The following is a 12,930-nucleotide window of genomic DNA, read 5'->3' on the forward strand; positions in this document are numbered from 1 at the left end:
ATTTTTTGTATAATGATGAAAAAGGGGGAGTTTTAATGAAATGGTGTAGTTTTGAGATGCAGGAAGAGCAACGAGTGGGGATTGTCAAAGGCGATTTCGTTTTTGATGTCAGCAATCAAGTACATACGACAAATTTATTAGAAGTGATCGCGCGTGAGTTCGAACCAGATATCGATTTGGACGTGGCGCCCTCATACCGAATGACGGATGTGAAACTACTCGCCCCGTACCGTCCATTGAAAAACGTGATTTGTATCGGCAAGAACTACGAAGAACACGTGAAAGAGATGGATACAGCAGGAGCAGGGAAACTCGTCATCTTCACGAAAGCACCGACCTCGGTCGTCGGTCCGGAAGCGGTCATTGAGCGTCATCCTGAATTGACGGACAAACTTGACTATGAAGGTGAGCTCGCCGTCATCATCGGCAAGTCTGGACGAGACATCGAAGCGGTCGAGGAGCACATTTTCGGTTACACCATTCTAAACGATGTGACGGCTCGAGACGTGCAAAAAGAACATGTCCAATTCTTCCGTGGCAAGTCGTTCGATACGTTTTGTCCGATGGGACCGTTCGTCGTCACAGCGGACGAGCTCCAGTTCCCTCTCCAAATCAAAACAAGTGTCAATGGGGAGACGCGTCAAGATGGGACGACAGCCGATATGATTCGTCCGATTGATGAACTCATTCGTACACTGTCGAAAGGCATGACGCTCGAAGCGGGTGACATCATCGCGACAGGTACACCAGCCGGAGTTGGGCACGGGATGACGCCACCGACGTATCTACAAACGGGAGACACGGTCGAAGTGACGATTGAAGGTATCGGTACATTAAGAAATGTGATTGTCTGAATGAAATGACGTAAAATGTGAAGAATCTTGTAATTCATTTATTATTTTATAAATGAGTGTTCCTCTTCGTTATAGTAAGGGTAGAAGATAACACAGAGGAGATGAATCATTATGGATCGTCACGATCAATCAAATGAACACGATCAATTACATGAATCAGAGCAACAAAAAGATTGGTTAGATACAGAACTCGGTTCATCCAACCGAGAAGAGACAAAAGTACGAACACAATCAAAACCGTCATTCGTCAGCCGTATGTTCCCGGGACTTGTCGGTGGAGTCATCGGAGCGTTGTTGACGGGCGCAATCGCATATCCGTTCATCGACCAACCCGCGACGAGTGTGAGTGACACGAACGTGACCTCGCAAGGGACTCCGGTCCAAACGTCATCGAACGTATCCGATTCTTCGGTCACAAATGCCGTCGCGACCGCTCAACCGGCCGTCGTGACTGTAAACAACTTCGCCCAAAGCGGATTCTCGAGTGAGGCGGTCGAGGCTGGAGTCGGATCAGGTGTCATCTATAAAAAAGAAGGTGACTCGGCATTTATCGCGACGAACCATCACGTTGTCAACGGAGCGGACAAGCTGACGGTCACCTTTAATGACGGAACGACTGCGGAAGCGGCACTCATGGGAAGTGACGCGACGTATGACTTGGCCGTCTTGAAAGTGGACGCTGATAAGGTACCGGCCGTCATCTCAATCGGCAAATCGAGCGAGTTGAAACCGGGTCAAACGGTCATCGCCATCGGGAATCCGCTTGGACAATTCGAGAACTCCGTGACACGCGGTGTCGTCTCATCGACGTCACGCCTCGTACCCGTCGATACGGATGAGAACGGACAGGCCGACTTCAATGCCGAGGTCATTCAAACGGATGCGGCCATCAACCCAGGTAACTCAGGTGGTGCGTTAATCAACGAAGAAGGACAACTCGTCGGGATCAACTCGATGAAAATTGCGACAGCAGAAGTCGAGGGAGTCGGATTCTCAATCCCAGTCGACATCGCCCTTCCGCTCATCAATCAAATCGAACAGACGGGAGAAGTGAATCATCCGTCACTCGGCGTCTCACTTCGTGACGTATCAGAGTTCCCTCAAGGTTACTTGACGGAACAAATCAACTTGCCTGAATCGGTGACGGCGGGAACAATCATCGTGGAAGTGCAACAAAATAGTTCAGCTGCGAAAGCGGGTCTTAAGGCACGTGACGTCATCGTGAAAATCAATGACAAAGACGTCAGCTCGTTCATCGACCTCCGTAGTGAATTGATTCGCGATACGGACGGAACGGTCGACATCGAATATATCCGGGACGGAAAAACGGAGACGGTTCAAGTCGAGATTCAAAATGCGAACGGTTCTGCATTGTAAAAGGTGGGCAATATGCCCGCCTTTTTTGCTATGCTTATACAAAAGGAGGATGAGTTATGGTACGAAATTTATATGGGGTGTTACTATTCGGGGCAGGAATTTTACATTTTGTAAGAGAGAAGGCGTTCATGTCGATTATTCCGAAATCTTGGCCGTTCCGCCGACTGATGGTGCAACTAAGCGGAGTCGTTGAAGTCGTGTTCGGGGCGATGCTCTTACTCAACAAGGGAACATCGTTCGTGAAACGGACGCTACCGGCATTCTTTATCGCCGTCTTCCCGGCAAATATCAACATGGCCGTCAAGCCATCTAGAATCGGTGGGAAGGTCATTCCGAAATGGATTACATGGGGACGACTCCCGCTTCAATGGGTTTTGATCAAAGGTGTCAAAAAAATATAAAGGTGTGGAGATACATATGACAAGCGTACTCAAGTGGTTTGAGCATTTCCATGCTCATCCAGAAATCAGTTGGAAAGAAGTCGAGACGACTCGAACAATCGCATCCATCTTATCAGACTGGTCGATTCCCCATCGAACGTTTGAGGACGTGACCGGAGTAATCGCGGAGATTGGATCGGGAGAAGAAGTGATTGCGGTCCGCGCCGATATCGACGCGTTATGGCAACAAGTGGACGGTACGTTTCGAGCGAACCATTCATGTGGGCACGACGCGAACATCAGCATGGTACTCGGTGCGCTCGAACAGTTGAAAGACGAAACGTTACAAAAGCGAATCCGTTTCATCTTCCAACCTGCCGAAGAGCAAGGGAATGGTTCGCTCGCCATGATCGAACGAGGGGCGTTAGAGGACGTGACGCAACTATTCGGAATCCATTTACGTCCACAAGAAGAGTTGAAAAGGGGACAATATGCGGCGGCGATTCAACATGGTGCTGCCTTCTTCTTAAAGGGAGAGGTCATTGGGGATGATGCGCATGGTGCGAGACCACATCAAGGACAAAACGCACTCGATGTCATCTTCACGATTCAACACATGCTTAAAAGCATTTACTTGTCACCGTTTGAGCCGCACTCTGTCAAGTTGACGAAGGTACACGCCGGGAGTGACAACATGAACATCATTCCAGGAAATGCGACGTTCTCGATTGACGTCCGTGCCCAACAAAATGAAGAATTGCTCGAACTGCGCAATCGTGTCGAAGACATGTTACTCCAGGTCGGTCAGCTTCATCGTGTGAAACTTGAATGGGAGTGGCAAGACTTTACACCGGGAGCCGTCGTTGGGGAAGAGTCTAGCCAAATCGCCAAGCGAGCGATTGAGAAACGCTTCGGTGAATCGGCTCTCGTTGAACGGATCGTCACGTCAGGTAGCGATGATTTTCATTTTTATACCGTTGAGAAACCGTCACTTGATGCAACGATGATTGGCATCGGCGCTGATTTAGGTCCAGGTCTTCATCATCCGCATATGACGTTTGACCGTGACGCGTTAGAAGATGGGGCACGCCTGCTCGCGGATGCGCTGCGGATTGCAGCAACATAAATCAAGATGGGTGGGATAGACAGATGTCTGTCCACTCATTTTTTTATTGCGCCCACTCCTTGTAAGCGCTATCATAACGTTATTAGCGACAATATAACGACAATTCTGAATTTTCGCTATAGGGGAGGAAGTTAGATGGAAACAACGGGGAACAAGCAAGACATGAAGTTAGGGTGGGCGCTCTTGCCACTCGGGGTGATGATCGTCGTCATGCTCATCTCGATCGTTAAGCTCGGTCAAGGTCCACACATTCCGCTCATCGTCGGAACGGCAGTCGCTTCAATCGTCGCCTGGCGTCACGGGTTCAAGTGGAAAGAGATTGAAGAGATGATGTATAAGGGGATTCGACTCGCCTTGCCGGCAGTCGTCATCATCATTTTGGTCGGGTTGACGATTGGGGCATGGATCGGTGGAGGCATTGTTGCCACGATGATCTATTTCGGACTGAAGATCATCTCACCGGCATACTTTTTGTTAACGATTTGTCTCATCTGTGCGGTCGTCGCACTCTCAATCGGGAGTTCATGGTCGACGATGGGTACGATTGGAGTAGCGGGGATGGGCATCGGGCTGAGTATGGGGATACCGGCGCCGATGGTAGCGGGGGCTGTCATCTCAGGAGCTTACTTTGGGGATAAGATGTCGCCTTTGTCAGACACGACAAACTTGGCGGCAGGATTAACTCATACGAATTTATTCGTACATATTCGGCACATGCTCTATACGACAATTCCAGGACTCATCATTGCACTCGGGGTATACGCATGGCTCGGTAGACGATTTGCAGATTCTTCGACAGACTCGTCTGAAATCACACAGACATTGACGATTTTAGAGGACAGTTTTGTCATCTCACCATGGTTACTCATCGTCCCACTAGCTGTCATTTTGCTCGTTGCAAAGAAGGTGCCAGCGATTCCGGCGCTCGTCGTCGGGATTGCACTGGGCTTCTTGGCTCAAGTGTTCATTCAAGGTGGAACGCTCGCTGACAGCGTAGGCGCTCTTCAGAGTGGTTATGTCATCGAGACGGGAAATCAACTGGTCGATAACCTCTTCAGTAGAGGTGGTCTTGATGCGATGATGTACACGGTCTCGATGACCATCGTCGCGATGACGTTCGGGGGGATTTTAGAATATTCGGGAATGCTACAATCTATTATGAACCAAATTTTGAAATTGGCGAAAACGGCAGGTTCGTTGATTGCTTCAACGATTTTAGCTGGGATTGCAACGAATGCGACGTGTTCGGAGCAGTACATCTCAATCGTCGTCCCGTCGAGAATGTTTGCTGGAGCATATGAAAAAATGGGACTACAGTCGAAAAACTTATCTCGTGCCCTCGAGGATGGAGGGACGTTGACATCCGTTTTTATACCGTGGAACACGTGTGGGGTATTCATCCTCGGCACACTTGGGGTCGGAGCTTTCGAATATGCACCGTACGCCGTCTTGAACTTCATCGTACCAGTCATCTCGATTGTATATGCCTTTACGGGATATACGATTGAGCGCATGGCAGTCATCCAACAGGAAGAACCTGTCGCGGAACAAGCGGCTCAATAAAACGATTCCCGGTCGTCAATCGACCGGGAATTGAAATTTATAGACGGTACGCGGACGACCTTGGCTGTAGCTCATTTCTTCGCCAATCCGATGAACAAGTTTTGCATCAACCAATTTTTTGATGAGTCGCTCTGTCGTACGACGTGTCACGTTTAAATGGTCGGTCAACTCTTTCGCTGTAAACTCGAGATGGTCCGTTGAAAAGTGAATGAGCTTTTCGATATTAATCGGACTCATACCCGTCTGCTTCATCATGTCATAGACACGCGTTTGCGTGACACGGAAATGAATCGGTGCCGGTTGATCGGTGAACGTCATTCGTTTTGAATCGTCGACGATTCGTATAGTGGAATTACTTGTCGTATGAAGTGCAAGTTCGGCATGCTCAATGGCACGTTGATAATCGGACCCATACCCGATACCTACATGACCAGGAGTTTCCTCTGGCAAGATGAAACCGTTTGACATGGCGGATTCAATCTTTCCTTTACTCGATAATAGGATGATGCCGTCTTGAGTGGACTCCATCAATTTACCACCGAAATAATGATGTTTTGTCGTATGGTTGAGCGTATCTTCACTTGCATCCGAGTAGAAGAGCACGGCGAGTTGTGACTGGTCCGATTTGTTCAAACGAATCTGTTGAATAAAATCATGGAAGTGGTGGAGAATTCTCTCTTCTGGCTCTATCATGAGCTGACTAGCAAAACCATTTTCCACTAAGTGTCGATGGACTCGTTCGACACTTGTCAAGGCGAATCGAGTCGTCCCAGTTCGTTGAAGTTGCTCATGAAACGAAATCAACTCTTCGAAATTCATATACGGACTGAGTTCTTTCACTTGCGGTGGCGACATGTGGCTTGGAAACGATGCTAAAATCGAATCAAGTCGTGACGCATCAACGAGATCGATAGAGAGATGTTCGAGTCGGAGCTGTTGTGTCAATGTCACATATAAGAGTGACGTCAATAACACGACATCATCTTGAACGACGTGATGGGCAAATGGAAGGGTCACTTCCTCCGTCGCATACGTATAAGGGAATGAACCGGAAAAGAACACTCCGTCGAAAAATAGGAGATGCGTAGCGATGTCTTTCGCTTCTCGCGGGTCATCATAAGGAAATCCCTCGATTCGAACATCGGGTAAGGAAGAACCGTTCTGTACCTGTTGTATAAACGATGGTGAGCCGACAACGGCGATATGGATGGACATGTAAAATCCCCCTTGCAATTTAGCGACTATATAACGACAATATAGAGGAAAGGACAGTTGAAGTAAAGGAGTGATGAACATGAATATTCAAAAAATAGAAATTTTCTCGGTTCGCTTTCCATTAAAGGTACCATTCATCGTCAGTTATCACCGTTATGATGATATGCCTTCTGTCATCGTCAAAATGACAACCGCATGTGGACTTGTCGGTTATGGAGAAGCCGTGGCGGATGAGCATGTGACGGGTGAGTCCGCTGAGAGCACGGTCAGTGTACTCCGTCATCTATTGGCTCCGCTCTTAATCGGAAAAAATCCGATGCACCTAGAGCATATTCATGACGAGATGGACCGTGCGATTCGTGGTGTTCCGGCTGCCAAAGCAGCACTTGATATCGCGTGTCATGATGTGATCGGGAAAAAGCTGAATCAACCCATCTACGAATGGATTGGCGGTCGGTACCATGAGGCATTCCCAGTCACGCACGTCTTGAGTATCGGAGAGCCGAGCCATATGGCACAAGAGGCACTCGAACAAATGAAACGAGGCTATACGGCAGTGAAGATGAAGGTCGGAGTCGATGTGCAAACGGACGTGGCGCGTGTCAAGGCGGTACGGGAAGCGGTAGGAAATGACGTGCCGATTCGAGTCGATGTTAACCAAGGGTGGGTCAACGCGGCCAATACGGTTCAAGCCATGCGTCTACTCGAACCGTATGGCATCGATTGGGTCGAACAACCGGTCAAGGCGGATGATTTTGAAGGCATGCTCGAAGTGAAACAAAAAATCTCAGTCCCGCTCATGATGGATGAAGGGCTGAAAGACGTTCACGATATGAGACGCTTGACGATGATGCAGGCAGCCCATAAAGCGAACATCAAGCTGATGAAGTGTGGTGGCATCTATCCGGCGAAGAAGTTGGTCCATATGGCGGAAATGTCCGGAATCGAATGCCAGATTGGTTCTATGGTCGAATCCTCCATTGCATCGAGTGCAGGATTCCACGTCGCTTTCTCGAGTAAAATCGTGAAGACGGTCGAGTTGACGGGTCCGCTCCGATTCGGGAAAGATGTCGGAAACTTATTATATGATTTACCAATCATCTCGCTGAACAATCGTCCGGGACTAGGTATTGACGTCGATGAGGACGTGTTACGTGAATTGACGACGGAATCTTACGTGGTTGGAGATGAGTCGCATGTGGCAAGGTGAGATCAAAGACCTTTCACTTCATGTATGCGTCCTAGGCTTGTCGGATTTACCGGAACTGTTAGCCGTTCAAGATACGGTCATTCAGGCGTTGGCTGAACCGGAGCACTATCAATCGTTATCGGTTGAAGAGTTCACGAAACTGTTGACGGATCAGACCTTGATTGGGGCAAAAGCAGATGGTCGGATTATCGCGTTCCGAGCGATGCTCATCCCACCGATTGATGCGGAGCATCTAGGGCGAGATATCGGATGGCCGGAGGATTCGCTTGAACGTGTCCTGTATCAGGAAGTGACGAACGTCCATCCAGACTTCCGTGGATATGGATTACAGACACATTTAGGCAAACTGTTGATGGCACAAGTGGAATCGGATGATCGATTCGATGTCGTCTGTGCGACGGTCGCACCGTTCAATATTCCAAGCATGAAAGACAAGTTCACGCTTGGACTCCGAATCGGGGCGTTGAAAGAAAAGTATGGCGGGAAACTCCGCTATATTTTTTACAAGGAGCTTCATCGTTCATGGCATCCCACATCAGTTGCGCAAGATGTACCGATGGAAGATCGAGGGCGACAAGTTGAGTTGCTTCAAGCTGGTTGGGTCGGGACGGGCATGATGAAACAAGGGGAACAGTGGGTCGTTCGATATGAGAAGTAAAAAAATCCTCGTCAAGCTGACGAGGATTTTGTTTATTGGAGAACGAAAAGTACGTCATTCGCGAATTTCTCATACGTACGGTCACTCGGGTGGAACTGATCGGTCGCAAGGTCTCTTGATAAGTCAGAGATGTAGGCGAACGGGTCGATCACATCGATATTCTGCGCATTCGCCAATTGTTTCGCTGATGCGTTCCAATCGAGGATGAGCTGATTGAATGCTTGTCCATTCTCATCATTTTGAAAAGGATTGTATAGACCGATATACACGATGGTTGCCGAATCGTTGAGCGAACGAATTTCAGTGAAAATCGTTTCTAAATTCGTCTTCGCATCCGTGACCACTTGTTGAATATCGACGGATTCGAAGTTATCGACGTTTTCCCCACGGTTGAACAAATCGTTTCCACCGATGGTCAACGTGATATATCGTGCGTTCTCAATCGTTCGACGCACTTCAGGTTGCTCGAGTTGTGTGAGTAAATCTTCTGTTCGTGCCCCAGACACGGCAAGGTTTTGCGTACGTACGCCTTCTTCTTCAAGAGCAGTGCTGACAGGCTGTACATATCCTGCGCCTGATGTTGACCCCACACCGCGTGTCAACGAATCGCCTAATGCGACGTAGACGTCTCCTTCTGGCTCGGGACGTTCATCTTCGGAGACGGAAAGTGTTCGCTCCGGCGGATTGACGATATCTTGATAGCCGATCCATAGACCGTAGACGGCGATTCCCGTTAAAAGAACGGCGCCACTTAAAAATGCATACCATTTCGACTGTTTCATGGGCTGACCTCGCTTTCTATATAAACATCATATCAAATATAAATGGATGTGCCCTATGTGAATGTTCGAATAGGACAGATTCGCTTTTGTCCGATAGAATAAAGAAAGAGGTGAGACAATGGAACCGACGTTAAAGCTACATCAACTAACTAAAGTGATTGGGAAAAAGACGATTATCGATAACATTTCGTTAGACGTCTACCCGGGTGAGGTCTTCGGATTTTTAGGGCCGAACGGCGCCGGGAAGACGACGACGATTCGAATGATTGTTGGCTTGATCAAACCGACGAAAGGAAATGTATCGATTTGTGGGTATCGTGTCGACAAACAATTCGTCCAAGCGATGAATCAAATCGGCGCAATCGTCGAGAATCCAGAGCTGTATAAGTTTCTATCCGGACGTGAGAACTTAGAAGCGTTCGCACGCATGTTACCTGGCGTCGATGATAAGCGAATCCAAGAAGTCATTGACCTCGTCGATTTGACTGCTCGAATCGATGATAAAGTGAAGACGTACTCTCTCGGGATGCGTCAGCGGCTCGGGATTGCCCAAGCGTTATTAAACAATCCACGGGTGCTCATCTTGGATGAGCCGACGAACGGGCTCGATCCGATGGGGATTCGGGATTTACGACTTTTCATCCGTCGTCTCGTAGAAGAAACGGGGCTGAGTGTTCTTGTGTCGAGCCACATCCTAGCTGAAATTGAGCTATTAGCGGACCGAGTCGCCATCATGTCGCGAGGCAAGATTGTCAAGGTGGGGACGGTCCATGCTTTGATTGAAGAACTCGCGTCAACGGTCGACTTACATGTGACGAATAGCTTCGAAGTATTGCCAATCGTTCAAGGGTACGAAGGAATCGACCAAGCGGACGTGGTGGACGAACGAACGATTCGTATTTCCATGAACGTGGAAGAGACGGCGAAGTTGAATCGATATTTGATGGAAAGAGATGTCGAGGTGTTCGGACTCGAGCGCCGAGTCCAAACGTTAGAGGACCTCTTCATCACGTTGACAGGCGGTGATCACATTGCCTAATCCATCGATGCTCGGCCTCATTCGTAATGAAGTGCTCAAGATTCATCGGAAACGCAGATTGATGGTCGTCTCTATCATCTTGATCGTACTTGTTTCGATGTTCACGTATGCGAACTATCGTCAAATCGAGAAACAACGCGAAGAACAAGGAACGATTGATTGGCGTGTCGATCTCCAGCAAGAAATCATCGATACACAAAACCGACTCGCCTCCGCGAACGTCCAAGACGAGTTTCGGCAGATTCTTGAGTTCCAAGTCCAACAGAATCAGTATTATCTTGATAATGATATCAATCCGAATTATCCGGGAGCTCCGACGTTTATGCGCGTCTTCTTCTCCCAAGGGACTACGCTTGTCCTACCGCTGTTCATTATTGTATTGATGGCAGATATCGTGAGCGGAGAACATAATGATGGAACAATCAAGACGTTGTTATCGCGACCGGTCCGGCGATATAAGATCTTGCTCGCCAAATGGCTGACGACGCTCCTTTATACATCGATCTTAATATTTGTGACCGCCGTCGTCAGTTACGCCATATCCGGTATTGTTCTCGGCTGGGACGGATGGAATGCTCCGATTTTGACCGGTTTCCAAGCTTCGCCGACCGGAACCTTCTCGACCGACTTTGTGCATACGTTGCCGATGTGGGAGTACCTGCTTATGTCGATGGGTCTTTCATGGCTCGTCGTGGCTGCGGTCGGGACAATTTCTCTCATGATTTCTGTCTTGGTGAAAAATACGGCGACTGGAATCGGAATCATGATGGCTGTCCTCATCTCGGGGCCACTCTTGACATCGCTTGGCTCAAACTGGGATAGCTCGAAATACCTGGTGAACGTCAACTTCGGTCTTCATACCTATTTGGAAGGGCAGGCTCCTCCGATTGATGGGATGACGTTACCGTTTTCGCTACTCGTCATTCTCATTTGGTCGATGGTCGCCTTGGCGTATGCGTTTTACCACTTTACCCAAAAAGATGTGTATTAATTATTCGTGCTCCTTTCCTAAAGGAGCACGAATTTTTTTTGGATAAAATTAGGTCGTAAATAGAATGAATGGTTCTAAATACTCAATATTATGAATTATCAAAATAATTAAAAAGATGGATACAGCCTTTGTGGGAAAGTGTGTAAAGTAAGAATCATCACAAAGGAGGTAAACACATGAAAAAAGTTGTTTCAACATCACTAATCGCAGGCGTCTTGCTCGTCCCACAATTGGTCGGTGCGGCAGAATTGAAGTCAGGCACTCTGACGAAACCATCAGAAAGTGCGCCGACAACCATTGTAAAAGAGTATGTCAAATCAAAGGGTGAGTTCAAGACGATCGAGTCGAAATCAGACAAAGTCGGGAAAGTGGTTAAACTCCAACAGACAGTTGATGGCGTGCCCGTATTCGGTGGTGTGGTAGTCGGTGTCGTAGATGAAGCGGGTCAATTGAAGACAGTCGTGGATGATGCGAAATCGGTCAAAAATCTACATAAGTCAATCAAGTTAACTGAAAAGAAAGCCATTGCGAGTTACAAAAAGCTCGTCGGTCATAAAGGGGCCTACGAGCTCGAACCGGAAGCAGAATTGATTGTCTATCCAAAAGGTGACAAGTCGGTCTATGCATATCAAGTGACCGGAACGATCCTTGAAGCGGAAGAGCCATCACGTTGGACATACTTCATCGATGCGGGGACGGGTGAGGTACTCAATAAATTCGACCAGTTGGCTCACGCGAGACCGACGAACGGTGTGACAGGTACGACCTATACGGGAACGGGAATCGATGTTCTCGGCTACAGCCAAACGTTCAAGACAACGAAGAGCGGATCTTACTATTATCTCCAAGATTCAACGCGTGGGAAGGGAATCTATACGTACGATGCGAAAAACCGTACGACGCTCCCAGGTTCGCTATGGGCTGACGTGGATAACGTCTTGAACACGACTTATGACCGTGCCGCTGTCTCTGCACACGTCAACGCGACAAAGACATATGATTTCTACAAAAACACTTACGGACGGAACAGCTATGACAACGCCGGAGCTGCATTGAACTCAACGGTTCACTATAGCCGTAGCTACAACAATGCGTTCTGGGACGGAAGTAAGATGGTATACGGAGACGGAGACGGTCAAACGTTCACGTATCTTTCAGGTGCGCTTGACGTAGTCGCTCACGAATTGACTCACGCGGTCACGGAGTACACGGCAGGATTAATCTATCAAAACGAGTCCGGGGCGATCAATGAAGCAGTATCGGATATCTTAGGTACAGTGGCGGAATATAGCGTCGGCACAAACTTCGACTGGTTGGTAGGGGAAGACATCTACACACCTGGTGTAGCGGGCGACGGACTTCGTTCGATGGCGAACCCGGCTGCATACGGTGACCCAGATCACTACTCGAAACGTTACACAGGCACACAAGACAATGGTGGGGTTCACATCAACTCAGGTATCGTCAACAAAGCGGCATACCTCTTAGGTAACGGTGGATCGCACTACGGCGTATCGGTGCAAGGAGTAGGAGTCATGGCGATGGGGGATATCTATTACCGTGCCCTCAATGTTTACTTGACACCAACGTCTAACTTCTCAAGCCTTCGTCAAGCGGTCGTACAATCTGCGAAAGACCTTTACGGTGCGACAAGTCCGCAAGCGGTATCAGCTGCGAAATCATTTGACGCTGTCGGAGTCTACTAAGTTCTCAACATCTCTTCCGAAATTTTCGG

12 protein-coding genes are annotated in these 12,930 nt (G+C 48.4%); 10 read left to right on the plus strand and 2 right to left on the minus strand.

Going from position 1 to position 12,930, the window contains the following annotated elements:
• Positions 1–35: 35 nt before the first annotated feature.
• From Q9R25_RS03255 to nhaC, 5 genes are all read left to right on the plus strand, one after another.
• Entirely contained in the window at positions 36–854 is an 819-nt protein-coding gene (locus tag Q9R25_RS03255) for a fumarylacetoacetate hydrolase family protein (protein ID WP_311282781.1), read from the plus strand.
• A 111-nt stretch (positions 855–965) separates the two neighbouring features.
• Positions 966–2,231: a S1C family serine protease gene (locus tag Q9R25_RS03260; RefSeq protein WP_311282782.1), complete on the plus strand. Its 1,266-nt coding sequence runs from the start codon at positions 966–968 to the stop codon at positions 2,229–2,231.
• Between the two features lie 56 nt (positions 2,232–2,287).
• Positions 2,288–2,632 carry a DoxX family protein gene (locus Q9R25_RS03265; protein ID WP_078146805.1) on the plus strand — a complete coding sequence of 115 codons (345 nt, stop codon included), beginning with the start codon at positions 2,288–2,290 and terminating at the stop codon, positions 2,630–2,632.
• Positions 2,633–2,648: 16 nt separating this feature from the next.
• Positions 2,649–3,737 carry an amidohydrolase gene (locus Q9R25_RS03270; protein ID WP_078146806.1) on the plus strand — a complete coding sequence of 363 codons (1,089 nt, stop codon included), beginning with the start codon at positions 2,649–2,651 and terminating at the stop codon, positions 3,735–3,737.
• A 162-nt stretch (positions 3,738–3,899) separates the two neighbouring features.
• Entirely contained in the window at positions 3,900–5,300 is a 1,401-nt protein-coding gene (gene nhaC, locus Q9R25_RS03275; protein WP_396136453.1) for a Na+/H+ antiporter NhaC, read from the plus strand.
• Between the two features lie 15 nt (positions 5,301–5,315).
• Here the strand turns inward: nhaC and Q9R25_RS03280 are convergent, their stop codons facing one another.
• Positions 5,316–6,515 carry a hypothetical protein gene (locus Q9R25_RS03280; RefSeq protein WP_311282784.1) on the minus strand — a complete coding sequence of 400 codons (1,200 nt, stop codon included), beginning with the start codon at positions 6,513–6,515 and terminating at the stop codon, positions 5,316–5,318.
• A gap of 79 nt (positions 6,516–6,594) precedes the next feature.
• Between Q9R25_RS03280 and Q9R25_RS03285 the strand changes: the two genes are divergently transcribed.
• The gene (locus Q9R25_RS03285) at positions 6,595–7,725 is read left to right on the plus strand and encodes a mandelate racemase/muconate lactonizing enzyme family protein (protein ID WP_311282785.1); all 1,131 of its coding nucleotides are present in this window, start codon (positions 6,595–6,597) and stop codon (positions 7,723–7,725) included.
• Entirely contained in the window at positions 7,712–8,383 is a 672-nt protein-coding gene (locus Q9R25_RS03290) for a hypothetical protein (RefSeq protein WP_311282786.1), read from the plus strand. Before Q9R25_RS03285 ends, Q9R25_RS03290 begins: the two co-directional genes overlap by 14 nt.
• Before the next feature lie 32 nt (positions 8,384–8,415).
• Here the strand turns inward: Q9R25_RS03290 and Q9R25_RS03295 are convergent, their stop codons facing one another.
• Positions 8,416–9,165 (minus strand): GDSL-type esterase/lipase family protein, encoded by a 750-nt coding sequence (locus tag Q9R25_RS03295; protein ID WP_311282787.1) that lies wholly within the window; start codon positions 9,163–9,165, stop codon positions 8,416–8,418.
• Between the two features lie 118 nt (positions 9,166–9,283).
• Here Q9R25_RS03295 and Q9R25_RS03300 point away from each other — a divergent pair, with 118 nt between their 5' ends.
• From Q9R25_RS03300 to Q9R25_RS03310, 3 genes are all read left to right on the plus strand, one after another.
• Positions 9,284–10,204, plus strand: coding sequence for an ABC transporter ATP-binding protein (locus Q9R25_RS03300; protein WP_012726176.1), 921 nt, complete (start codon positions 9,284–9,286; stop codon positions 10,202–10,204).
• Positions 10,197–11,195, plus strand: coding sequence for an ABC transporter permease (locus tag Q9R25_RS03305; RefSeq protein ID WP_084543084.1), 999 nt, complete (start codon positions 10,197–10,199; stop codon positions 11,193–11,195). Before Q9R25_RS03300 ends, Q9R25_RS03305 begins: the two co-directional genes overlap by 8 nt.
• 176 nt (positions 11,196–11,371) lie before the next feature.
• Positions 11,372–12,901, plus strand: a complete 1,530-nt coding sequence (locus Q9R25_RS03310) for a M4 family metallopeptidase (RefSeq protein WP_311282788.1) — start codon at positions 11,372–11,374, stop codon at positions 12,899–12,901.
• The last annotated feature ends 29 nt before the right edge of the window (positions 12,902–12,930 follow it).

The organism is Exiguobacterium sp. BG5(2022), assembly GCF_031844365.1.
GTDB lineage: Bacteria > Bacillota > Bacilli > Exiguobacteriales > Exiguobacteriaceae > Exiguobacterium > Exiguobacterium profundum.